Below are 22,563 nucleotides of genomic sequence, written 5' to 3'. Positions count from 1 at the left end.
CGTGGGTCAGGCGCCTTGGGCCAGGAAAGGCGCGAGGACCGAGGCGCAGAGCAGCTGGTAGCGCTGTGCCACCTCGTCGGGCTCGAAATAGCCAGAAATTTCAAGACTTACGGCGCCGTGCATGGCCATCCACAGCACATCGGCGATCTCCCGGGCCGCTCCCCCGCGCAGCACCCCCGCCTCCAGGCACTCCTCCACGCGCCGCAGCAGCAGGTCGAACGTCCGCCTGGCGGCCTGCACCGACTCCTGGTCCGGCTTGAACCCCGGCATCGCCCCCTGGAACATGACCCGGTAGTAGTCGGGCTCGGCCAGCGCGTAGGCGCGGTAGGCCGCCATGCCCTTGCGCAGCCCGGTCAGGGGATCATCCGGGCCCATCCCCTCGAGCAGCCACCGCTCGAACCGCGCGAACCCCTCCAGCCACACCGCCTGGCTGAGCCCGTCCTTGCCGCCGAACAGCGTGTAGATCACCTTGGTCGAGCAGCCGACCTCGCCGGAGATCCGCCGCACGGTCAGCGCCGCCGGCCCCTCGGTGGCGAGCAGGTGCGTGGCGACGTCGAGGATCGCGGCCCGGACGACGCTCTGTCCCTCCTGCTGGGCCTGCTGGTACGCAGTGCTCACGGTAACGCCGTTTCCTCTCGGTAACACTGTTACCGCCCTTGATACCCCTTTCCGGGGAGCGCGTCAACCGAGAGGAGTAAGAGAGCGCGGCACGGTAAGTGGCTCTCTGTGAACGATCCGCGCGTCACCGTGGTCGTGGCCTGCAAGGACAGGCTGCGGGCACTGGCCCGCACGCTTCCCCTGCACCCGCCCCCGGCGATCCTCGTCGACAACGGGTCGACCGACGGGACGGCGGGGTTCGTGCGGCGCCACTTCCCGGACGTTCACGTGGTGGAGGCGGGCAGGGACCTGGGCGCGCCGGCCCGCAACCTCGGCGTCCGCCTGGCCGATACCCCGTACGTGGCCTTCGCCGACGACGACTCCTGGTGGGCGCCGGGGGCGCTGGAGCGGGCCGCGGACGTGCTGGACGCGTATCCGCGGCTGGCCGTCCTGGGGGCACGCGTGCTGGTGGGGCCGGAGGAGCGCCTGGACGCTGTGTCGGAGGCGATGCGCGACTCACCGCTCGGCGTGGAGCCGGACCTGCCGGGGCCGAGCGTGCTGGGGTTCCCGGTGTTCGGGGCGGTGGTGCGCAAGGAGGCGTTCCTGGAGGCGGGCGGGTTCGACGACGTGCTCTTCTCCATCGGCGAGGAGGAGCGGCTGGCCGTGGACCTGGCCGCGAAGGGGTGGGGGCTGGCGTACGTGGACGAGGTCGTGGCCCACCACCACCCGCCCCGGCCCGGGGACCCGCGCGACAGGCAGGTGCTGGCCACGTGCGACGCCGTGCTGACCGCGGTGCTGCGCCGCCCGTGGCGGGTGGTGGCGCGGCGGTCGCTGGACGCGCTCCGCGCCGGCCCGGCGGGCTGGGAGGGGCTGCGTACGGCCGCGCCGAGGCTGTCGCGGGCACTGGCCGAGCGGCGGGAACTGCCGGCCGAGGTGGAACGGGCACGACAGCGGCTAGAACGGCACGATTACTGACCGAATGTTACATATCGTGACAGTCGGGCAGCACAGAGTTATGACAACGATACCGAACCCGATCGACCTGCTCAAGAACCTGAGCGGCGTGGATTTTCCGGCCAACAAGCAGGACCTGATCAGGGCCGCTCGCGAGCGCAAGGCGAGCAAGGAGATCATCAAGGCCCTGGAGACCCTGCCCGACCACGAGATGTTCGACGACCCGAGTGACGTGACCGAGGCCCTGACGACCAGGCGCTGATCACGCAAGAACGCGACGGGCGGGGCCCTGGGCCCCGCCCGTCGTGCCGTTCACCCGAGCCCTCCGGTCAGCGCGAACGCCCACACGGGCACCAGACCCCGCTTCAGCAGCCTGAACGTGGGGATCGGGCTGCTGCTGACGGTCTCCTTGTACGTGATCGCCGCCCGGCCCTTCAGGTACCACCTGCGCGGGCTGTCGTCCCGTCGGGTGAACTGGATGACCGCGTCCTTCCGCCCCAGGGAGAGGGGCTGATGCACGTACCCGAACCGGAACGCCTTCGGGGTCCTGCCGCGCAGGGTCGCGGCGAGCGAGTCGGCGGCGTGCAGGCCGGTGGGGATGCCGCCCTGGCAGGTGCCGTGCAGCACGCCGTACGACTGGCTGACCGCGGCGGCGTCGCCGACGGCGTACACGTCGGGGTGGGACACCGAGCGCAGCGCGGAGTCCACCACGATCCGGCCGCGGCCGTCGACGGTCAGCCCGGACTCGGCGGCCGGCGGCAGCCCCCTGGTGCCGGTGGTCCACAGTGTCGCGTCGGAGTGGACGAGCTCGCCCCCGGCCAGCTCGACGCCCTCCGGCAGCACCTTGGTGATGTCCGCGCCGGTCCGCACCTCGACGCCCAGCCGCTCCAGCACGGCGTCCAGGTGGGCGCGGGCCCGCTCGCCCATCATGGAGCCGGGCCGCCCCCTGGTCAGCAGGACCACGTGCAGGTGCGGGTGCGCCTCCGCGATCTCCGCCGCCGACTCGACGCCGGTCAGCCCGCCGCCGGCCACGACCACCGTGCCCGCGATGGGGCTCGAGGCGAGGGCGGCGAGGCGTTCGGCGAGCCGTACGGTGCCCGCGTAGTCGTCGTAGACGAAGGCGTGCTCGGCGACGCCGGGCACCGAGGCGTCGGTGACGGTGCCGAGCGCGTAGATCAGCTTGTCGTAGCCGAGCACGCGCCCGTCCGCCAGCCGGGCCTGCCGCCGCTCGACGTCCAGCCCGGCCACCCGGCCCTGGACGAACTCGATGCCGGTGCCCGCGACCACGTCCTCCAGCGGGAAGTCCGTCAGCCGCTGCCCGGCCGCCGTCTGGTGCAGCCTGAGCCGCTCGGTGAACCTCGGCGAGGCGTTCACCAGCCGCACCCGGCCGCCCGTGCGGCGGGTCCTGACGGCGGTCCTGATGGCCGCGACGACTCCGGTGTAGCCGGCTCCGAGTACCAGAATGTCGGTCATTGTCCTTACCTCCTCGATCCGGCCTGAAGACGGATCGAGGAGGCTCGGATGTGACATCGGGGCCGGCGCTAGCCGGCGGCGGGCACGGCGGGCTTGTCGTCGGTCCAGCCGACCTTGTACGTCTCGACCGCGGTCTTGCCGGCCAGCTGCTTGCCGCCGTCCTGGAGGTCGGTGTAGTGGGCCAGCAGCGTCATCGTCCGGGTGTCCACGATGAACTGCTCCTTGAGCACCGAACTCTTCCGCTCGTAGACCGGCAGGGCGACCTTCTGACCGGGCCGGTTCAGCGGGTCCCTCACCTGGCCGAGGTCACCGACGCCCTTGGTGGTCCTCAACGCCTGGTACGCGGCGGATCTGACCTTGAACGGCACCGGGTTCTCGTACAGCAGCCGGGTCATGTACTCGGCCACGTACCGGTCGAGGTGGACCAGCCAGTCCTCCTTTTGGCACTCGGGTCGGAGGTCTTGGCGTCCTCCGCGGCCCCGTCGATCCAGGCGCGCACGTCCGCGACGACGCGCGCCCTCAGGGCTTCGGGCTCGGCGGGCAGGGCCTGGAGCTGGGAATACGGCACGTACGTCTATGACGTCGGCGACGCGTTGGCCCGCCGGCGCATCGCGTCGTCGAAGACGTTCCGTCTGGTGACATGACGTGTCTTCCGCGTCGATATTCAGCTGGGAATCATAGGCCAGGCGATAGAGTGTTCGATAACCAGTGGAAGGGAGGCGGGCGGGGTGCTAGCAGGGCGCCGGTACCGGCTGGAGTTCTCGCCGACCAGGCGGCCTTGGGGCGTTTTCTTTCTTCTCCCCACACCGGTCGCGCCAGGGCTCTGACAGGACGATCCGCCTCTTTAGGGAACTTCCCAGCCGCGCTCGCGCAGGGCCTCGACCAGCATGGACACGGCGTCGGGCTCGACCGACAGCTCGGCGATGCCCAGGGGCAGCCCGGGGGCGTGCTCCAGGCGCACGTCCTCGACGTTGACCCCGACCTCGTCGCACACCTGGAAGAGGCGGGCGAGCTGGCCGAGGCGGTCGCCGATGACGACCTGGACGACGGCGTAGGAGGAGGCCGGGCCGCCGTGCTTGCCGGGGATGCGGTCGTGGCCGACGACGCCGCGCTTGAGCAGCTGGGTGATGTCGTTGGTGGCGGTGCCGTCGCCCTCGGCCAGGGCGCGCAGGGCGCTGGCGGCGTCGGCCAGGTCGGCGGCGACGGCTTCGAGCACCTCGGCGACCGGGGAGGCGTTGCCGGACAGGATGCCGAGCCAGAGGCTCGGGTCGCTGCCCGCGATCCTGGTGACGTCACGCACGCCCTGACCGGCCAGGCCGAGCGCGACGTCGGTGGCGTCGGCCAGGCGGGCCGCCACGGCGGAGGCGGCGACGTGGGGCGCGTGGGAGACGACGGCGACCGCGCGGTCGTGCTCGGACGCGCTCACCTCGACCGCGTTGGCCCCGCACAGCTCGATCAGCCGCAGCACGGTCGCCTTGGCCTCGGGGTCGGCCTCGTCGGTGGGGCACAGCGCCCACGGCCGGCCCAGGAACAGATCGGCCCTGGCCGCCCCCGGGCCGGACTTCTCGCGGCCCGCGAGCGGGTGGGAGGCGACGTAGGAGGTCAGGTCGCAGCCGAGCTGCGTGGCCCGGTGCAGGGGCTCGGCCTTCACGCTGGCGACGTCGGTGTAGAACCTGGCGGCGTTGATCCGCTGCAGCTCCAGCAGCTCGGTCGCCACGTGGGCCGGGGGGACCGCGATGATCGCCAGGTCCACCTCGCCGGTGTGCTGCTCGTCCGGGTCCCAGTCTTCGCCCGCGCCCAGCTCCCTTGCCAGCCGTACGGCGGCTTGATCGCGGTCGGCGAGCAGCACGCGTACGCCGCGCTTGCGCAGCGCCAGGGCAGCGGAAGTGCCGATGAGGCCGGTGCCGACGACGAGCGCGGTGCGAAGTTCCATCTCGGTGTCCTGATTTATCGGGCCATAGTGGGCGTGAGTATGCCCTGACGTAATCGCCGGGCGTTACTGGGCGATATCCTGCCGCAACTTCACCGCGCCACGCAGGTAGACATGCTGGATCGCGGAGCGCGGGCGGTCGAGGTCGACGTGGGCCATGAGGCGTACCACCCGGGGCAGCGCGCCCGGCACGTCGATCTCGGTGCAGCAGATCAGCGGCACCTCGTGGAAGCCCAGCTTGCGCGCCGCGAGCGCCGGGAACTCGGCCGTCAGGTCGGGCGTGGCCGTGAACAGCACGCTGATCACGTCGTCGGTGGTCAGCTCGTTACGCTCCATGATCGCGGTGACCAGCTCGGTCGTGCCTGCGATGATCGAGTCGCGGTCGTTGGCTTCCACTTGGATCGCCCCGCGGATCGCCCGCACCATGTGGTTTGTCCCCTTCCATAGCGGGAGAGCCCGTGCGGAGGTTCGCACGGGCTCCTGCGTCCGGCCAGATTACAGCTTCACGGCCGCGTAAAGCTCACCGACCTCTTTCAAGGTCAGCGCCCTGACCGTCCCGGCTTTGGTACGGCCCAGCTTCACCGGGCCGAACTCGATCCTGGCCAGGTCGATCACCCGGTGGCCCGCCACTTCCAGCATGCGCCGGACGACGTGCTTGCGGCCCTCGTGCAGGACGACCTCGACCAGCGCCTGCTGGCCGTGCTCCTGCACGATCGCGAAGCTGTCGGCCTTGACGATGCCGTCCTCCAGCTCGATGCCCTGCTTGAGCCTGCGGCCCAGGTCGCGCGGGATCGGGCCCGGCACCTTGGCCCAGTACTTCTTCTGCACGCCGTAGCTGGGGTGCGTCAGCCGGTTGGCCAGCTCGCCGTCGTTGGTGAGCAGCAGCAGGCCCTCGGTCTCGGTGTCCAGCCTGCCCACGTGGAACAGCCTCGGGGCCAGCTCCTCCACGTAGTCGGCCAGGCACGGGCGGCCCTGCGGGTCGCTCATGGTGGAGACGACGCCGATGGGCTTGTTCATGGCGTAGTAGACGAGGTCGGGGGCGGTGGGGACGCGCTTGCCGTCCACGTGGATGACCTGCGTCGCCGGGTCCACCTTGGCGCCGAACCGCCGCACGACCTGGCCGTTCACGGTGACCCTGCCGTCGCCGATCATCTCCTCGCAGGCCCGGCGGCTGGCCACGCCCGCCTGGGCGAGCACCTTCTGCAGCCGCACCCCGTTGGGGACCTCGGTGGTGTCGCGCTCGTCGGTGTAGTCGTCGGGGTAGAAGTCGCGGTCGCGGAGGGGCTGGCGAGCGGCCTTCACGCGGTCGCGCTGGGGGCTGCCGCTGCCGATCGTCTGCACGTCGTCGCGGCGGGGGGTACGGGGGGCGCGGTCGGCGGTGCGGGGGGCATCGCCGTCCCGCCTGCCGAACCGGGCACGCGAGGAAGCCGGAGCTCCGCCGTCCCTGCGCCCACTCCGATCGACCCGGAACCCGCCACCGCCACTGCGCTCATCACGCCGCCCGGCACCGGAACCGCCGCGGTCGTCGCGCCGGCCGGCACCGAAGCCCTCGCGGTCATCGCGCCGCCCGGCACCGAAGCCGCCGCGCTCATCGCGCCGTCCAGCGCTGTAACCGCCACGGTCATCGCGTCGGCCGGCCGCGTACCCGCCGCGGTCGTCACGCCGCCCGGCACCGTAACCGCCACGCTCGTCGCGTCGGTCGGCACCGTAACCACTGCGCTCATCGCGCCGCCCGGCACCGAAGCCGCCTCGCTCATCGCGCGGCCCAGCACCGGAACCGCCGCGCTCATCGCGCCGTCCGGCACCGTAACCACCACGGTCATCGCGTCGGCCGGCACCGTAACCGCCGCGGTCGTCACGCCGGTTGGCCGTGTAACCGCCACGGTCGTCACGTCGGCCGGCGCCGTACCCGCCGCGCTCGTCGCGTCGGTCGGTTCCGGAGCCGCCACGCTCGTCGCGGGAACCGCGGGCGCGCTCGCCGCCGGAGTCGTCACGACGCCCGGCGCCGTAACCACGGCGGTCGTCGCGGAAACCGCCGCCACGCTGGCCGCCGCGCTCGTCGTCGCGGCGCTCGGAGCGGTATCCGCCCCGGTCGCCGTAGGGCCGCTCCTGGCGCTCACCGCGCCCGTTGCGGTCGTCGTACCGGCTTCCCCGGTCTTCGTACCGGCTCCCACGGTCGTCGTTCCGGCCGGCGCGGTCTTCGGTCCGGTTGCCGCGGTCTTCGTAACGGCTGCCGCGGTCGTCACGCGCCGGGTAGCGCTCGCCGCGGGGTTGCCTCTGCTCGCGGCCGCCGGATCCGGCGCGCGAGCCGCTCCGGTCGGCGCGGAGGGAGTCCCCGGATCCGCCGCGGAAGCCGCCGCCGGAACGGGACCCTGAACTGGAATCGGAGCGGAAGGCGGGACGTCCCGCTCGGCCCTGACCCGAGCCGCCGGTACGTCCACGACCGCGTCCATCACCGGACGGGGTGCTACGCCTGTTGATCACTTTGTTGTCTCCTCGAGGTTTTCCACGTCGTCGGGGAGGAGGGGCGCGAGCTCGGGGAGCTCGCTGAGGTCCCGCAGTCCCAGACGTTCAAGGAAGTATGAGCTTGTCCGGTAGAGCACTGCCTGGCTCTCCGGGTCGGTGCCGGCCTCTTCGACCAGCCCTCTCGCGACGAGCGTCCGCATGACGCCGTCACTGTTCACGCCGCGTACCGCGGCGACGCGGGCCCGGCTCACCGGTTGCCGGTAAGCCACGACCGCAAGTGTTTCCAGCGCGGCCTGGGTGAGCCGCGTCTGCTGGCCGTCGCGTACGAACCGCTCGACCAGGGGTGCGCAGTCGGCACGCGTGTAAAAACGCCAGCCGCCCGCGACATCTCTCAAGTCAAAACCTCGGCCGGCAGCGGTATATTCCGCCGCCAGGCCCCGCAATGCGGCGGCGACCTCGTGGGTGGGCCGCTCCAGCACCTGGGCCAGGGTGATCTCGGCCACGGGCTCATCGACGACGAGCAGGATGGCCTCCAACGCCGCCGCCAACGTCGGCCCTTCCCCCGCGCGCTCCTGCCCCTCCTCCGCGTCCCCGGGCTCCTCTTCGAGGCCTTCCACACCCCACCCCGGACCCGCGCCCGAGGGAGCCGCGGCCGGGGCGGCATCCACGCCACTTGCGTCACGCTCGTCACCCGCCGACGCCTCACCGGCCTCCGGAGCGGCCGGGGCGGTGGCCGTGCCGCTCGCCTCGCGACCGTCAATCGCCAGCGCCTCACCGGCCTCCACAGCGCCCGCCTCCGCAGCGCCCGCCTCCTCGGCCGCACGCGTTGCGCCGAACTCCACCGCACCGCTACCCGCCGACCCGGCGCCCGAAGGACCCGCGCCCGGGGTGGCGGAGGGAGCGTCCGGCGTCGGTGCGCTGTCCGGCGGCGCCTCCTGCGAAAGCGGCCCGTCGGCCGAAAGCGCCTCCACCGCGAGCGTCGCCCCGTCCGTCGGTCCCGCCACATCCGTCAGCAGCGTCCCGTCGGTCGATCCCGCCTCGTCCGTCGGCGGCGTCCCGTCAGTCGGTCGGGCGTCGCCCGTAAACGGAGCGTCGGCCGATTGCGCGGCGTCGTCCGTAATCGCGGCGTCGTCCGTAATCGCGGCGTCGTCCGGTTGCGGGGCGTCGGCTGGGGGCGGTGGTGGGGGCGGGGATGGCGGTTCGGCTGTGTCCTCCGCCTCAGGGGGTGAGGGTTGGGCGAGGGAGCCGGGGAGGGACATCCAGGCGGGGAGCGGGGGCTCGGAGTCCGGGGATCGGCGAGGGGTGGGCAGTGGGTTGTCAGTCATTGCGTGGTTTCTCCGCGGATTCCTCGTAATCGTCCCCCACCGCGACGTCCCCGTCGTCAGCGCCCGTCCAGGTTACGTGCAAGTCCCCCAGCGCTTCGACCTGTTCGAAGGTAACCGCCGACTCCCGGAAGAGCTCCAGCACCGCCAGGAAGCGGGCGATGACCTCGAAAGTGCCCGTGCAGTCGGCCACCAGCGTGCGGAAGGTGGCGCGCCGGAGGCGGCGCAGGTGCATGACGAGGATGGCCGCCTGCTCCTTGACGCTCGCCAGGGGCTGGTAGATGTGCCCGACGCTGACGGTGGGGGGCAGCTTGGGGGTGAAGGCCTTGGCGGCGATCCTGGCGAGCTGCTCGGGCCCGATGCCCAGGATGAGCTCGGGCAGGAGGTTGGCGAACTGCGGCTCCAGCGGCACCGTACGGGGAAAGCGCAGCGCCTCCTCCGCCATCCGCCCCGCGAAGAGCTTCGCCACCTCCTTGTACGCCTTGTACTGCAGCAACCGCGCGAACAGCAGGTCCCTGGCCTCCAGCAGCGCCAGGTCCTCCTCGTCCTCGACCTCGCCCGAGGGCAGCAGCCGGGCCGCCTTCAGATCGAGCAGGGTCGCCGCGACCAGCAGGAAGTGGCTGGTCTGGTCGAGGTCCCACTCGGGCCCCCGGGAGCGGATGTACGCGATGAACTCGTCGGTGACCTTGGAGAGCGAGACCTCGGTGATGTCCAGCTTGTGCTTGGCGATGAGGCCGAGGAGCAAGTCGAAGGGTCCCTCGAAGACGTCCAGGTGGACCTGGAACCCTTGAGGCTGCTCGGCGTCGGTCACCTGGCCATTGTGGCAGGCGCCGACCAGCGAGAGAGCACCTCGCGGGCCAGCTCACGGTAAGCGTTCGCACCGAGCGAGGACGGGTCGAAGGTGGTGATGGGCTCACCGGCGACCGTCGCGTCGGGGAAGCGGACCGTACGGTTGATCACCGTGTGGAACACCTTGTCGCCGAACGCCTCCACCGTGCGCGCCAGCACCTCGCGGCCGTGCAGCGTACGGGCGTCGTACATGGTGGCCAGCAGGCCCTCGATCTCGAGGTCCTCGTTGAGCCGCTCCTGGACCTTGGAGATCGTGTCCATGAGCAGCGCCACGCCGCGCAGCGCGAAGAACTCGCACTCCAGCGGCACCATGACGCCGTGGGCGCAGGTGAGCGCGTTGATCGTGAGCAGGCCGAGGGACGGCTGGCAGTCGATGAGGCACACGTCGTAGTGCGGCAGCAGCGGCTTGATCACCCGGCCGAGCACCTGCTCGCGGGCTACCTCGGTGACGAGCTGCACTTCGGCGGCCGACAGGTCGATGTTGCTGGGCAGCAGGTCGAGGCCCTCGACGCCGGTCTCCAGCAGCACGTCCTCGGCGGTGACGCCCCGCTCCATGAGCAGGTTGTAGACCGTCAGGTCGAGCTGGAGCGGGTTGATGCCCAGGCCGACGGAGAGCGCGCCCTGCGGGTCGAAGTCGACCAGCAGCACCTTGAGCCCGTATTCGACGAGCGCGGCGCCCAGGTTGATGGTGGTCGTCGTCTTGCCGACGCCACCCTTCTGGTTGACCATCGCGACCACGCGCGCCGGGCCGTGCACCGCGGGGGGCACCGGTTCGGGGAACACGGGCCTGGGCCGCTGCGTGGGCCCGAGATTGACGCCGTTGGAAGGCGTGTTGGTCTTCGTGTCGCCCCAGGGGTTGTCGGGGGTCCCCGGGGTCGAACCCTTGGTCGTCACAGTCACCAGCTCGAACCTCCCTGACGATCCCGAACCGGACCGTCCGGACGGACACTATGGGCTCGCCACTTTAGGCGGCAAGGCGGCACGCCGAGGGCTGCCGCACGTCGCAAAAGACTATAGATCACTGCCGGGCACGTGGATGCGCGGCGGCGTAGACCTCGCGAAGTTTGTCGACCGTCACCAGTGTGTAGACCTGTGTGGTCGTCACGGAGGCGTGGCCGAGCAACTCCTGGACCACCCTAACGTCAGCGCCGCCGTCTATCAGATGGGTTGCGAAGGAATGGCGAAGAACGTGGGGACTTATCCCGTCGAGCTCGGCGCGTTCGGCGGCGGCCTGGAGCACTTCCCACGCTCCCTGCCTGGTCAGCCGGCCTCCCCTGGCGTTCAGGAAGACGGCCGGGGTGCCGCGCCCGTGGGCGAGCAGGCCGGGGCGGGCCCGTACGAGGTAGGCGTCGAGCGCGGAGCGGGCGTAGCGGCCCAGGGGCACGACGCGCATGCGCTCGCCCTTGCCGCGCAGGCGCACCTGGTCGACCTCGAGGTCGTCCACGGCCAGCCCGACGGCCTCGGAGATGCGGGCGCCGGTGCCGTACAGGACCTCGAGCAGGGCCCTGTTGCGCAAGGTCAGGGGCGCGCCGTCGGGGCCGGAGGCGGCGATGAGCCGCTCGACCTCGTCCACGCTGATGGCCTTGGGGAGCCTGCGCGGCTGGCGCGGCGGGCGTACCTCGTGGGCGGGGTCGTGGGCCGTGACACCTTCGCGCAGAGCGAAACGGTGCAGCCCGCGCACGGCGGAGACGGCGCGGGCGGCCGAGCTGGCGACGAGCGCGGGGTGCTCGCCGTCGCCCTCGCGCAACGCGGCGAGGAAGGCCAGCACGTCGGCCTCCCCCACCTCGTCGAGCTCCGCCCGGCCGCGCGCGTGCAGGTGTTCGACGTATCGCCGCAGGTCACGACGGTAGGACGCGAGCGTGTTGGCAGCCAGGCTCCGCTCCACCGCCAGATGGGCGAGGTAGCTGGAGAGCACCGCCTCCACGAAAGGTCCTTCCGGTCACGCCTCTGGGGCGTCGGCGGGGCGCAACAGGGCGAATCCCTCAACCGAAGCCGCGTACGCGGCGAGGATACCGGCCACGGCCGGGGAATTGTGGATCATTCCCATGAGCGCCTTCTCGACCGCGTCGGGCAGGGGCACCCACTCGACCGGCATGTCGATCTCCTCGTGCCGGTGGACGAAGTCGGTCTCGATCTTGGTCAGGTCGCGGGCGAGGAAGACCCGGATCCGCTCGTCGGTCATGCCCGGGGAGGAGCGCAGGTCGACGAGGGTGTGCCAGGTGTCGGCCCGGTAGCCGGCCTCCTCGGCGAGCTCGCGGGCCGCGCCGTCGACGAGCGATTCGCCTTCGACGTCGCGGATCCCGGCGGGCAGCTCCCACATCAGCATGCGCGTGGGGTGGCGGTACTGCCTGATCATCAGGACCCGCTCCCGGTCGTCGAGCGCGAGCACGGCGACCGAGCCCGGATGCACCACGACGTCGCGCTCGGCGACCTCGTCGCGGGGCATCTTGACCGAGTCCGTGACCACCGTGATGACGTGGCCGCGGAAGCGTTCCTTGGAATCGACGACATCCCACGCCTCGGGCGTGTCTTCGATTCTCACTGGGTCACCTTGGTGGAGACTCGCGCGTCGGCGTAGGTCAGGGCCGCGGAGATGAGGCCCTTGAACATGGGGTTGGCCCGCGTGGGGCGCGAGCGGAACTCGGGGTGGGCCTGGGTGCCGACGAAGAACGGGTGGACGTCGGTGGGCAGCTCGGTGTACTCGACCAGCCGGCCGTCGGGAGACAGGCCGGAGAAGACCAGGCCGACCTTCTCGAGCTGCTCGCGGTAGGCGTTGTTGACCTCGTAGCGGTGGCGGTGGCGCTCGTCGGCCTTGGCCTTGCCGCTGTAGAGCTGCCTGGCCAGGGTGCCCTCGCCGAGCTTGGCGGTGTAGCTGCCGAGCCGCATGGTGCCGCCCATGTCGCGCTCGCCGGCGACGACGTCCTCCTGGTCGGCCATGGTGGAGATGACCGGGTGCTTGGTGTCGGGGTCGAACTCGGCGGAGTTGGCGTCCTCGATGCCGGCCATGTTGCGGGCCGCCTCGATGACCATGCCCTGCATGCCGAGGCAGATGCCGAGCAGCGGGATCTTGCCCTCGCGGGCGTGGCGGATCGCGCCGATCTTGCCCTCGATGCCGCGCACGCCGAACCCGCCGGGGATCAGCACGCCGTCGACGCCGTCGAGCTCGCGCTCGGCGCCCTCGGGGGTCTCGCAGTCGTCGCTCTTGACCCACCGGATGTTGACGCGGGCGTCGTTGGCGAACCCGCCGGCCCGCAGCGCCTCGGTGACCGACAGGTACGCGTCCGGCAGGTCGATGTACTTGCCGACCAGGGCGATCGTGACCTCCTTGGCCGGCCGGTGCACCCGGCGCAGGAGCTCCTCCCACTCCTTCCAGTCGACGTCGCGGAACGGCAGGCCGAGCCGGCGCACCACGTACGCGTCGAGCCCCTCGGAGTGGAGCACCTTGGGGATGTCGTAGATCGAGGCCGCGTCCACGGCGGAGACGACGGCGTCCTCGTCCACGTCGCACATCAGGCTGATCTTGCGCTTGATCGCCGTCTGCACGGGCCGGTCGGAGCGCAGCACGATCGCGTCCGGCTGGATGCCGATGCTGCGCAGCGCCGCCACGCTGTGCTGGGTCGGCTTGGTCTTGAGCTCGCCGGAGGGGCCGATGTACGGCAGCAGCGACACGTGCAGGAAGAACACGTTGTCGCGCCCGACCTCGTGCCTGATCTGGCGGACGGCCTCCAGGAACGGCAGCGACTCGATGTCGCCGACCGTGCCCCCCACCTCGGTGATGACCACGTCCACCTCAGGAGCGGCCATGCCCCTGATCCGGTCCTTGATCTCGTTGGTGATGTGCGGGATCACCTGGACGGTGTCGCCCAGGTATTCACCCCGCCGCTCCTTGGCGATGACGTTGGAGTAGACCTGGCCGGTCGTCACGTTGGCCGAGCCGTGCAGGTCGGTGTCGAGGAAACGCTCGTAGTGGCCGACGTCGAGGTCGGTCTCGGCGCCGTCGTCGGTGACGAACACCTCGCCGTGCTGGAACGGGTTCATGGTCCCGGGGTCGACATTCAGGTACGGGTCGAGCTTCTGCATGGTGACCCGGAGACCGCGCGCCTTGAGCAGGCGACCGAGGCTGGATGCCGTGAGCCCCTTGCCGAGACTGGAGGCGACACCGCCGGTGACGAACAGATGCTTGGTTTGCGATGCGCTGCGCAAAGGGGCTCCCGTGGCTCGAGGTGTGGTCGAAGTGTCCACGGGCTCTCAGGATATCAAACAACGCCCCCGACATGCCCGAACGGCTTGACCTAGCGGTAACTTTGGTCCCTATGTCATTGGTACGGCGGGCAGTCGGCGCGCTGATTCACCGAGCCTACGGGGCGATCCGGCGCGCGGGCGCGATCACTCCTGCCGCTCCGGCCGGCTACCGATTCGGCCGGATCGGCGACGGGGTCAGCATCGCCTTCCCCCCTGGCGCGATCTTCGGCGAGCGGTGGATCGAGATCGGCGACCACACGCTGGTCGGCGAGCGCGTGTCCCTGTCCTGCGGCATGGGCCCCGGGCTGGACCTGGGGCCGGAGTCCATCCTGCGCATCGGCGGCGGCTGCTCGATCGGCCGCGGCTCGCACATCGTGGCCCACCAGTCGATCGACATCGGCGACGACGTCTTCACCGGCCCGTACGTGTACATCACCGACCAGAACCACGTCTACGACGACCCCGACGTGCCGATCGGCCGGCAGTGGCCGCGTAACAGCCCGGTATCGATCGGCTCCGGCTCGTGGATCGGGGCGGGCGCGATCATCCTTCCGGGCACGAGGCTGGGCCGCCAGTGCGTGGTGGCGGGCGGGGCGGTGGTCCGCGGCGAGTTCCCTGACCACAGCGTGGTCGCCGGCGTGCCGGCCAAGGTGGTCCGCGGCTACACCTCGGAGCTCGGCTGGCACGCCCCCGGCGGCCTCCTGAAGCACCCGGCCCGCCCCGGGGGATGGACCGAACAAGCTTCTGCCGGTTAGCGTCGAATCATGCGGACCCCCATCTGTGAGCGCCTGGGCATCGAGTTCCCGTTGTTCGCCTTCAGCCACTGCCGCGACGTCGTGGCCGCCGTCACGAACGCGGGCGGTTTCGGGGTCCTGGGTGCGATCGCGTACTCGCCGGAGCAGCTCGACACGGAGCTGACCTGGATCGACGGGCAGGTGGGCGGCCGGCCGTACGGCGTGGACGTGCTCGTGCCCGGCAAGGTCGACGCCTCCGCGCTCGACCGGCAGGCGCACCTCATGGACTTCGTCCCCGACCGGCACCGCGACTTCGTCACCCACCTGCTGTCCAAGTACGGCGTGAGCGCCCCCATGCAGCCGCTGACGGCGGCGGCGGACGAGTTCGGCAGGCGGGTCACGGCGGCCGGGGCGACGGGGCTGATCGACGTGGCGCTCAAGCACCCGATCGGGCTCATCGCCAGCGCCCTGGGGCCGCCTCCGCCCGAGATGGTCGCCCGGGCCAGGGAGGCGGGGGTGCCGGTCGCCGCGCTGGTCGGCACGGTCGAGCACGCCCGCAGGCAGGTGGCGGCGGGCGCGGACCTCATCGTGGCCCAGGGCACCGAGGCGGGCGGGCACACCGGCGACATCTCCACGATGGTGCTGGTCCCGCAGGTCGTGGACGCGGTCGCCCCGGTCCCCGTGCTGGCTGCGGGCGGGATCGCGTCCGGGCGGCAGATGGCGGCGGCCATGGCGCTCGGGGCCGAGGGGGTGTGGTGCGGCTCGGTCTGGCTGACCACGGAGGAGGCGGAGACGTCGCCCGCGGTCAAGCGCAAGTTCCTGGCCGCCTCGTCGCTGGACACGGTCAGGTCCAGGTCCCGTACGGGCAAGCCGGCCCGCCAGCTCAAGTCCGCCTGGACGGAGGAGTGGGACTCCGGCCAGGAGAGCCCCGGACCGCTCGGCATGCCGCTGCAGCTGCTGGTGGCCGAGGGCGCGATGGCCCGCATCGGGGCGGCGGCGGAGAAGGGCGAGCCGGGGGCGGTGGAGCTGGTCAACTACTTCGTCGGCCAGGTCGTGGGCCAGCTCGACCAGGTGCGACCGGCCCGCGAGGTGGTCTACGACATGATCAGCGAGTTCGGGGAGGCGGTGGAGCGGCTACGGCTCCTGACCGGCTCCGACTAGCCGCGTAGACGTACAGGTACGGGTGCCGCGGCCGGACCTCGCCGCCCGCCGCGGCCCTGGCCAGCGCGAGCGCGCCGTCGGCCGAGGTGCCGCCGGGCGGGGTGAACCGGGCCCCCGGCAGCAGGTCGCGCACGGTGGCCTGGAACGGCTCCATCAGCAGGTCCGCGGCGTCGAAGATCCGGCCGCCCCAGGAGAAGGCCGGGTCGAGCCCCGACGCGGCGGCGACGGCGGTCTGGCCGAGCTGCCGCCCCGCCTCGGTCCAGATCCCGCGCGCCACCGGGTCTCCCGCGCGGGCCGCGTCGGCCACGGACGGCGCGAACGACGCCAGGTGATGCGCCGGCGAGCCCGACTCGTAGACGAGCTCCACCAGGTCCAGGGGATGGCCGAAACGGGCCGTCAGGTGTTCGAGCAGGGCGGCCGAGCCCCCGGACCGGCCGTCGTGGGCGCGCAGGGCGGCCTGGAGGCCCTGCGCGCCGATCCAGGCGCCGCCGCCGTGGTCCCCGAGCAGGTGGCCCCACCCGTCGGACTGGTTCCAGACGCGCTCGAGGTCGGTGCCGAGCGTGATGACGCCGGTCCCGGCGGCGACCACCACCCCGGGCCGGAACCCGAGCGCGCCGACGTGCGTGGTCACCATGTCCCCCGCGACCACGAGCGTGCCGAGCCCGAACCGCTCCCCCAGCGTCCGCCACAACGCCTCCGGCTCCCTGACCAGCCCCGGCAGCCCGGTCACGCCGACGGCCATCCCGTCCAGCCGCCCGGGGACGCGTGCCGCGTCCCCTATGACCGACGCGATCCGGAGGGCGAGCCGGTCGAGGTCCACCCGCCCCTCGGTGCGGGGCACGGGCGCCGAGTCCTCGCCGTACGCGATCTCCCCGCCGCTCTCGATCCGTGTCCTGATGCCTCCGCCGCCGACGTCCACGCCCGCGAAGCCGCTCATCCGGCGTGCCCGCCCAGCGCGGCCACGGCCGCGCGGACGCCCGGCTGCGCGGCGAGCGCTTCCCGCGCCTGGCCGGGCGTGCAGCCCGTGAGCAGCCGTACGAGCGCCTCCGGGATCCGCCCGTCCGCCTCCGCCAGCGCGGCGCCGCAGGCCGCGGCGTCCTCCCCGGTCGCCTCCACGAGCAGGTTCACCGCCCGCTGCTCCAGCTTGGCGTTGGTGGCGACCAGGCCGACCATGAGGTTCGAGTACGTACGTCCCGACTTGATCATGAGCGCCGTCGAGAACGCGTTGAGCAGCACCTTGGTCGCCGTGCCCGCCTTGAGCCGGGTGGACCCGGTGAGCGCCTCGGGCCCGGTGTCCGCGACGACGAGGATCTCGGCCAGGTCGCGCAGCGGCGCGGCCGGGTTGCAGGTGATCAGCACGGTGAGCGCGCCCGCCGCCCGGGCCGCGCGCAGCGCCCCGGCCACGTACGGGGTGGCCCCGGACGCCGTGATCCCGATCGCCAGGTCGTTCTCGCCGAGCGCCCCGGCGTCGATGGCGCCGAGCTCCTCTGCGTCCTCCCGGTCCACGGACGAGTCGGTGAGCGCGCCAGGACCGCCGGCGAAGTGCGCCGTGAACAGGCCACGCGCCACCCCGAACGTCGGCGTGATCTCGGTGGCGTCCAGCACCGCCAGCCGCCCCGACGCACCGGCGCCGAAGTAGTGCACGCCTCCGCCCCGGCCCAGCCGGAGATGCGCCTCGTCCACCGCCCGGGAGAGCGCCGTGGCGGCGGCGCGGGCGGCCGCGACCGCCGTGGCGTCCTCGTCCAGCAGCAACCGCAGGACGTCCGGTGACTCCAGCGTGTCGATGTCGGCGGTGCGCGGGTTGCGGCTTTCGGTCGGTGGTGCCACCGGGGGCATCGTGCTCCTCATCGATCGTGTTCGAACGGGCCGGTCCGGCCCGCGTAGGCGGTGAACAGCCGGCGTGACTCCATGGCCAGGTCGCCCCGGTCCGGCGAGGGCCCCGGGCCTTCCCGCAGGAAGAGCTCAGCGCGTTCGCGGAGCCGTTCCCGCAGCTCCGTCTCGGCGCCGGGGTCGCCGGCGAGCGCGCGTCCGAGACCCCGCGCCCACAGCTCCCAGCGGTCGCGGTAGTAGCCGCCGACCAGTCCCGCCCAGTGCCGGGCCGCGTAGTCGTCCAGCAGCGGGCTGTCCGAGGTGCCCCACACCGTGATGATGCGGCGGGCGTTGTCCCGCAGGACCGCGCGGTCGTCCGGATCGGCGGCCCACGACAGGGCCTTGGCCTCCCAGTGCCGGAAGGTGTACTCGGGGCGGCAGGCCAGCATCCGGTCGAGGTCCTCGAAGACCCGCAGGAACCGGTCGACCTGCGCCGGGCCGCCCGCCGAGTCCAGGACGTCGAGGCAGAGGCGGTCGGCGACCCTGGCCATGTACGCGATGCCGGTCTCCACGAGGTCGTGCCCGAGCGGTCCCGCGGCCAGGCCGGGGTCGCGCTCGGCCACCTCGATCATCCGCTCCCAGGCCGCGGCGAGGGCTTCCGGCCGGTACCACAGGAAACCGGCGATGTCGGCGCGGAGCTCGGCCGGGTCGCGCTCGTACGAGGGCGCCGCGGTGATGACGCCTTCGAACGCCTGGGGGAGGATCGGCAGGCCCCGGGTGTCGTAGACGGTCTCCAGGAGCCCCTGCCAGGCCGCCCGCAGCCCGGCCGTCCACCGGGTGCCGTAGCGCCCGGTCACGAAGGCGTCGAGCCACGCGTCGAGGTCGGGGACCTCGTTCCAGATCTGGTCGGCGACGAGCTCGAAGAAGACCGGGTTGTTGCGGGTGGCCTCCATGGACAGGCCGAGGCCGGCGGGCGGGCTCGGCGCCGCCAGGGCCGCGTCGATCCCGGCGGGCACGCCGCGCAGGCCGGCGCCCGGGTCGGTGCGGCCGCCGAAGTTCAGCAGCGCGCACCAGAGCCACGGCTTGCCGGAGAACTCCTGGAAGCGGCCCCACAGCGGGTCGTGCTCCGCCCACAGGTCCGCGACGAGCATCCGGCCGTCCGGGATCGCGTCGAGGAAGGCGTTGACGCGGTCCTCGGTCCAGAACTCCCGCTGGTAGGAGAACGGCCAGGCCTGCATGAGCCAGACCGCGTCCGGGTCGGCGGCCTGGAGGCCGGCCAGCGTCGCCGCCGCCACGGCCCCGGGGAAGGCCGGGTCGGCGTCGATGGGGATCATCTCGATGAACGGGTCGGCGGCGTACAGGTGATCGGTGCCGAAGAGCTTGATCTGCGCGCGGGCGATCTCGGCGCCGATCCGCTCGTAGAGCGGGTCGGCCGGGTCGAGGACCCAGGTCTCGAACCCCTGCCAGAGGCGGCGACCGGCCCGCGCCGCCGACGCGAGCTCGGGCGGGACGTGTCCCGTGAAGGCCGGGAGCACGGGGGTCATGCCGAAGGCGCGCTCGCGGTCGAGGATGCGCGCGCCGAGCTCGCGGTGGCTCTCGATCCAGGAGGCGGAGAGCGGGCCGGCGAAGGTGTCCAGGCAACCCATGAACTGGAACGGCAGGTAGCCCGGCCCGCCCAGGAAGCCGCGGATCCGCCGGTCGTCGAGACCGAGCGCGGAGTAGGCGGCGTGCAGCGCGGCCTCGTGACCGGTGACGGCCAGCGGCATGGTGATGCCGTGCAGGGCCATCCAGTCGATCTCGCGTTCCCAGTCGGCCCAGTCCCAGTAGGGCATCGTGTAGCTGAAGGTGCAGAAGTTGAAGTAGTAGCCCTCCCGCACCCGCGCCGCACCCTGGCGCGGCGGGGCGTCGGGCAGCGACGTCAGCCCCAGGGGGAGCACCGTGTCCCAGCCCACGGACGTGCCGCAGCGTTCCCGGAGATAGTGGTGGAGCGCGACCGAGGCGCTCACCCCATCCGTCGCGGCGATGGCGAGCACGCCGCCCGCCGCCTCGTAGGCGTATTCGCGCCCGTCGCCGTCGCGGGCGGCGAACCGTACCGACTCGGCCACGGGCCCCAGCACGCGGCGGGCCAGGCCGCGGACGGTTTCCGCCCAGGGCGGGCCCTCACCGGACAACACTGCAGGTCACACCCCTCGACGAATTAGTTCCGTACGGTCCATAATTAATATGCTAGCGTACCGGCAACCGATCGCAGGGAGAGAGAGCATGGAGCAGGTCGTCGCCGCCGGCACGCAGTTCATGCGCGAGGTCAACGCCGCCGCCGTCCTGCGCAAGCTGCGGGCCGCGCCGCCGAAGGCGGCCAGCATGAGCGTGTCCGTGCTGGCCAAGTCGGTGGGGCTCTCCCGCCAGGCGGTCACCCGCTCGCTCAACGCGCTGGTCGCCGAAGGGCTCGTCGAGTTCGGTCCCCTTGACCGCGACTCCACCCGGGCGGGGCGGCCGGCGCAGCTCGTACGGTTCCGCGCGGAGGCCGGCCACGTGCTGGGCCTGTCGATCAGCCCGCAGGACGTGCGCGTGGCGCTGGCGGACCTGGCCGGCACGGTCACGGCCTCCGACGCGCGGCAGCTCGGCGCCGGGCCCGGCGGTGAGCAGGTGGTGGAGACGCTCCTGGCCACGGTGGAACGGACGCTGCGCGCGACGGGCATCACGACCGGCGACCTCTGGTTCGCGTCGGTGGGCACCCCCGGCATCGTCGACCCGGCGGCCGGGGTCATCAAGCTCATCCCGAGCATGCCCGGCCTGGCCGGGGACCTCCTCGTACGCCGGCTGACGGAGGCGCTCGGCTGCCCCGTCTACCTGGACAACGACGTCAAGCTGGCCACGCAGGGCGAGCGGTGGCGGGACGCGGAGCGGCGCGAGGACTCCCTGGTGATGATCCACTGGGGCGAGCGGGTCGGCGCCGGTATCGTGCTGAACGGCGAGCTCTACCGCGGCGCCTCCAATGACGCCGGCGACGTCGGCTTCCTCGACCTGTTCACCGAGGGTCCCTCGACGCCCCGCCATCCGCAGGGCCATCCACAGGGGCTGGGCCCGTTCGAGGACCGGGTCGGCGGCGCGGAGATCGTGCGCCAGGCCACGGCAGCGGCCGGACGCGCCGCCGACGGCGCGCTCCTGGCCCGGATCGAGGCCGCGGGAGAGCGCGCGCTCGAGGCCGTGCTGGACGCCGTCGCCGACGGCGAGCCGGCGGCGCTGGAGGCGATCGACGTGGTGGCCCGGCGCTTCGCCAAGGGGATCACCGTGATCCGGGCGATCCTCAACCCGCGGCTCGTCGTCATCGGCGGGCCGCTGGCCAGATGCGGCGAGCCGCTGCTCGCGGCGCTCCGGCGGCACCTTTCCGGCGAGCCGCTGGACCAGCCGGCGCTGGAGGTCTCGGCGCTCCAGGAGGACGCCGTCGTCCACGGGGCGCTGCTGCACTCGCTGGACGAGATCGAACGGACCAGATTCGGCCTGGTGAGACCAGGACCCGCCGGATGAGAACCGGATGAGAACCGGCCGCCATGAGGGTCGTTGAGAACACGACGCCACCCACCCTGAGGAGAGAGGTCACACGCATGACGAGACCAGCCCGGCGCGCGGCGGTCGCGGCGCTCAGCGTCGCGACGGCGTTCGCGCTGACGGCCTGTGCGGGCACCAGCAGTTCGGGGGGTAATACGGCGACGAAGGTCAACGTATCGACCACCGTTCCGAACGACCCGGTGACCCTGACCCTGGCCTACACCAACGACCCGCCCACCAAGGCGCTCATCGACGGCTTCACCAAGAAGCACCCCAACGTCACCGTCAAGCCCCAGATGACGCCGTTCAACGACTACATCAAGTCCATCAAACTGGCGATGTCGTCCGACTCGGCGCCGGACATCGCCCAGTACAACCCGGGCGCGATGAACTCCCTGGTCCCGGCCGGTCTCATCCTCGACCTGAGCCCGTGGTCCAAGGCGTACGGCTGGACCACCAAGTTCCCGCCGGCCAGCCTCGAGGTCCTCAGCTCCGACAAGTCGGCCAAGCAGTTCGGGACCGGCAACCTGTACGCCGTGCCCGGCGGGCTGTCGGTGCTCGGCGTCTTCTACAACAAGAAGATCGTGAAGGAGGCGCCGAAGACGCTGGCCGACTTCGAGGCCGCGATGCAGAAGGCCAAGGACGCCGGCCAGACCCCGCTGAGCAACGGCGCGCTCCAGGTCGGCGGGTTCCACCTGTGGAACGCGCTGCTCAACGTGACCGGCGACGTCAACGACTACCGGTCGTGGGTGTACGGCAAGCCGGGCGCGACGATCGAGAACCCGGCCGCGACGAAGGCCACCCAGACGCTGACCGACTGGGCGAAGAAGGGATACATCGCCGCCGGGGCCAGCGCCACGGGCGACGCCGACGCGCTGGCGAGCTTCGCCAAGGGCGGCAGCGCGTTCCTGATCACCGGCAACTGGGCGGCCTCCACCCTGGAGACCGAGATGAAGGACGACGTGGGCTTCTTCCTCATGCCCACGGCCTCGGGCGAACCCGCGAAGGTCGCCTCGGGCGCCAGCGTCGCGTACGCCATCTCGTCGAAGTCGAAGAACCCGAACGTCGCCGCGGCGTTCCTCGACTACCTCGGCTCGCCGGAGGCGGCGAAGATCGAGTTCGACGGCGGGTTCATGCCGGTCGACACCAAGGCCGAGCTGGGCGCCACGGGGCTGCGCGGCGATATCGCGGGCGTCTTCGCGCCGGTCGCGCAGGGCAACGGGATCGTCCCGTTCCCCGACTTCGCCTCCCCCGGCATGATCGACAAGCTGACCCCCGGCATCCAGGGCCTGACCAGCGACAAGATGGCCCCCGACGCCTTCCTGAAGTCCCTGCAGGAGTCGTGGGACGCCCATCATGGCTCGTGAGCTGAGCCCGCCCGTCTCCCCGCCGCGGGCCGCTCGACCCCCGACGGCGACCTGGTCACGCTCGACCGCATGGACCCCGGCTACGACCTGCTGGGCGCGTTCATCGGTTC

General features: G+C 72.0%; 22 protein-coding genes. 6 read left to right on the top strand and 16 right to left on the bottom strand.

Translation table 11 applies throughout. From position 1 onward, the window contains the following. Positions 1–6 precede the first annotated feature (6 nt). Complete coding sequence (locus AB0L65_RS18645) at positions 7–618, bottom strand: TetR/AcrR family transcriptional regulator (RefSeq protein WP_364246704.1); 612 nt, start codon at positions 616–618, stop codon at positions 7–9. A gap of 108 nt (positions 619–726) precedes the next feature. Here AB0L65_RS18645 and AB0L65_RS18640 point away from each other — a divergent pair, with 108 nt between their 5' ends. Further along, the gene (locus tag AB0L65_RS18640) at positions 727–1,572 is read left to right on the top strand and encodes a glycosyltransferase (RefSeq protein WP_364246701.1); all 846 of its coding nucleotides are present in this window, start codon (positions 727–729) and stop codon (positions 1,570–1,572) included. A 40-nt stretch (positions 1,573–1,612) separates the two neighbouring features. Then, entirely contained in the window at positions 1,613–1,813 is a 201-nt protein-coding gene (locus AB0L65_RS18635) for a DUF2795 domain-containing protein (protein ID WP_364246698.1), read from the top strand. Between the two features lie 50 nt (positions 1,814–1,863). Here the strand turns inward: AB0L65_RS18635 and AB0L65_RS18630 are convergent, their stop codons facing one another. From AB0L65_RS18630 to AB0L65_RS18575, 12 genes are all read right to left on the bottom strand, one after another. Beyond that, positions 1,864–3,024 (bottom strand): FAD-dependent oxidoreductase, encoded by a 1,161-nt coding sequence (locus tag AB0L65_RS18630; protein ID WP_364246696.1) that lies wholly within the window; start codon positions 3,022–3,024, stop codon positions 1,864–1,866. 68 nt (positions 3,025–3,092) lie between these two features. Further along, positions 3,093–3,431: a hypothetical protein gene (locus AB0L65_RS18625; RefSeq protein ID WP_364246694.1), complete on the bottom strand. Its 339-nt coding sequence runs from the start codon at positions 3,429–3,431 to the stop codon at positions 3,093–3,095. Between the two features lie 437 nt (positions 3,432–3,868). After that, positions 3,869–4,957: a prephenate dehydrogenase gene (locus tag AB0L65_RS18620; RefSeq protein WP_363963897.1), complete on the bottom strand. Its 1,089-nt coding sequence runs from the start codon at positions 4,955–4,957 to the stop codon at positions 3,869–3,871. 63 nt (positions 4,958–5,020) lie between these two features. Then, positions 5,021–5,380: a chorismate mutase gene (gene aroH, locus AB0L65_RS18615; protein ID WP_185073133.1), complete on the bottom strand. Its 360-nt coding sequence runs from the start codon at positions 5,378–5,380 to the stop codon at positions 5,021–5,023. Positions 5,381–5,449: 69 nt separating this feature from the next. Beyond that, positions 5,450–6,256, bottom strand: a complete 807-nt coding sequence (locus tag AB0L65_RS18610) for a pseudouridine synthase (RefSeq protein WP_350726418.1) — start codon at positions 6,254–6,256, stop codon at positions 5,450–5,452. Then, on the bottom strand, positions 6,253–7,200 hold the full coding sequence (locus AB0L65_RS18605) for a hypothetical protein (protein ID WP_364246691.1): 948 nt from the start codon (positions 7,198–7,200) through the stop codon (positions 6,253–6,255). The genes AB0L65_RS18610 and AB0L65_RS18605 overlap by 4 nt, the downstream gene beginning before the upstream one ends. Positions 7,201–7,434: 234 nt before the next feature. After that, positions 7,435–7,968, bottom strand: coding sequence for an SMC-Scp complex subunit ScpB (gene scpB, locus AB0L65_RS18600; protein ID WP_350726906.1), 534 nt, complete (start codon positions 7,966–7,968; stop codon positions 7,435–7,437). 769 nt (positions 7,969–8,737) lie between these two features. Continuing rightward, on the bottom strand, positions 8,738–9,553 hold the full coding sequence (locus AB0L65_RS18595; RefSeq protein WP_364246689.1) for a segregation/condensation protein A: 816 nt from the start codon (positions 9,551–9,553) through the stop codon (positions 8,738–8,740). Next, on the bottom strand, positions 9,550–10,491 hold the full coding sequence (locus AB0L65_RS18590; RefSeq protein ID WP_350726412.1) for a ParA family protein: 942 nt from the start codon (positions 10,489–10,491) through the stop codon (positions 9,550–9,552). The genes AB0L65_RS18595 and AB0L65_RS18590 overlap by 4 nt, the downstream gene beginning before the upstream one ends. Before the next feature lie 118 nt (positions 10,492–10,609). Next, positions 10,610–11,515 (bottom strand): site-specific tyrosine recombinase XerD, encoded by a 906-nt coding sequence (locus AB0L65_RS18585; protein WP_364246686.1) that lies wholly within the window; start codon positions 11,513–11,515, stop codon positions 10,610–10,612. Positions 11,516–11,530: 15 nt separating this feature from the next. After that, a complete protein-coding gene (locus AB0L65_RS18580) occupies positions 11,531–12,133 on the bottom strand; it encodes an NUDIX hydrolase (RefSeq protein WP_364246684.1) in 603 nt (200 codons plus the stop codon). Continuing rightward, on the bottom strand, positions 12,130–13,794 hold the full coding sequence (locus AB0L65_RS18575; protein WP_350726406.1) for a CTP synthase: 1,665 nt from the start codon (positions 13,792–13,794) through the stop codon (positions 12,130–12,132). The genes AB0L65_RS18580 and AB0L65_RS18575 overlap by 4 nt, the downstream gene beginning before the upstream one ends. Positions 13,795–13,904: 110 nt before the next feature. On the opposite strand from AB0L65_RS18575, the gene AB0L65_RS18570 reads away from it, so the two are divergent. Beyond that, on the top strand, positions 13,905–14,588 hold the full coding sequence (locus AB0L65_RS18570; RefSeq protein ID WP_364246682.1) for an acyltransferase: 684 nt from the start codon (positions 13,905–13,907) through the stop codon (positions 14,586–14,588). Between the two features lie 9 nt (positions 14,589–14,597). After that, entirely contained in the window at positions 14,598–15,728 is a 1,131-nt protein-coding gene (locus AB0L65_RS18565) for a nitronate monooxygenase family protein (RefSeq protein WP_350726402.1), read from the top strand. On the opposite strand, the gene AB0L65_RS18560 is transcribed toward AB0L65_RS18565, so the two are convergent. From AB0L65_RS18560 to AB0L65_RS18550, 3 genes are read right to left on the bottom strand one after another with little or no spacing between them, the layout of a single operon-like run. Further along, a complete protein-coding gene (locus AB0L65_RS18560; RefSeq protein ID WP_364246680.1) occupies positions 15,673–16,665 on the bottom strand; it encodes a BadF/BadG/BcrA/BcrD ATPase family protein in 993 nt (330 codons plus the stop codon). The two genes, AB0L65_RS18565 and AB0L65_RS18560, sit on opposite strands and share 56 nt — an antisense overlap. Then, a complete protein-coding gene (locus AB0L65_RS18555) occupies positions 16,662–17,564 on the bottom strand; it encodes an N-acetylmuramic acid 6-phosphate etherase (protein WP_364246677.1) in 903 nt (300 codons plus the stop codon). The genes AB0L65_RS18560 and AB0L65_RS18555 overlap by 4 nt, the downstream gene beginning before the upstream one ends. Positions 17,565–17,572: 8 nt before the next feature. Beyond that, entirely contained in the window at positions 17,573–19,711 is a 2,139-nt protein-coding gene (locus tag AB0L65_RS18550; protein WP_364246675.1) for an alpha-N-acetylglucosaminidase TIM-barrel domain-containing protein, read from the bottom strand. 88 nt (positions 19,712–19,799) lie between these two features. On the opposite strand from AB0L65_RS18550, the gene AB0L65_RS18545 reads away from it, so the two are divergent. Together AB0L65_RS18545 and AB0L65_RS18540 are read left to right on the top strand one after the other, a co-directional pair. Next, a complete protein-coding gene (locus AB0L65_RS18545; protein WP_364246672.1) occupies positions 19,800–21,065 on the top strand; it encodes an ROK family transcriptional regulator in 1,266 nt (421 codons plus the stop codon). 77 nt (positions 21,066–21,142) lie between these two features. Continuing rightward, on the top strand, positions 21,143–22,453 hold the full coding sequence (locus tag AB0L65_RS18540; RefSeq protein ID WP_364246669.1) for an extracellular solute-binding protein: 1,311 nt from the start codon (positions 21,143–21,145) through the stop codon (positions 22,451–22,453). Positions 22,454–22,563 lie beyond the last annotated feature (110 nt).

Origin of the sequence: Nonomuraea sp. NPDC052116 (assembly GCF_040680035.1) — a bacterium.
Taxonomy (GTDB): domain Bacteria; phylum Actinomycetota; class Actinomycetes; order Streptosporangiales; family Streptosporangiaceae; genus Nonomuraea; species Nonomuraea angiospora_A.
Note: the sequence above shows the minus strand (reverse complement) of the source record. Positions and strands in the feature narration are given on the sequence as shown.

Bases quoted from the DNA above. Each gene is read 5' to 3' on its own strand.
- aroH (WP_185073133.1), bottom strand. From the start codon at position 5,380: ATGGTGCGGGCGATCCGCGGGGCGATCCAAGTGGAAGCCAACGACCGC.
- AB0L65_RS18630 (WP_364246696.1), bottom strand. From the start codon at position 3,024: ATGACCGACATTCTGGTACTCGGAGCCGGCTACACCGGAGTCGTCGCG.
- AB0L65_RS18555 (WP_364246677.1), bottom strand. From the start codon at position 17,564: ATGCCCCCGGTGGCACCACCGACCGAAAGCCGCAACCCGCGCACCGCC.
- AB0L65_RS18635 (WP_364246698.1), top strand. From the start codon at position 1,613: ATGACAACGATACCGAACCCGATCGACCTGCTCAAGAACCTGAGCGGC.
- AB0L65_RS18570 (WP_364246682.1), top strand. From the start codon at position 13,905: ATGTCATTGGTACGGCGGGCAGTCGGCGCGCTGATTCACCGAGCCTAC.
- AB0L65_RS18545 (WP_364246672.1), top strand. From the start codon at position 19,800: ATGGAGCAGGTCGTCGCCGCCGGCACGCAGTTCATGCGCGAGGTCAAC.
- AB0L65_RS18560 (WP_364246680.1), bottom strand. From the start codon at position 16,665: ATGAGCGGCTTCGCGGGCGTGGACGTCGGCGGCGGAGGCATCAGGACA.
- AB0L65_RS18540 (WP_364246669.1), top strand. From the start codon at position 21,143: ATGACGAGACCAGCCCGGCGCGCGGCGGTCGCGGCGCTCAGCGTCGCG.
- AB0L65_RS18620 (WP_363963897.1), bottom strand. From the start codon at position 4,957: ATGGAACTTCGCACCGCGCTCGTCGTCGGCACCGGCCTCATCGGCACT.
- AB0L65_RS18565 (WP_350726402.1), top strand. From the start codon at position 14,598: ATGCGGACCCCCATCTGTGAGCGCCTGGGCATCGAGTTCCCGTTGTTC.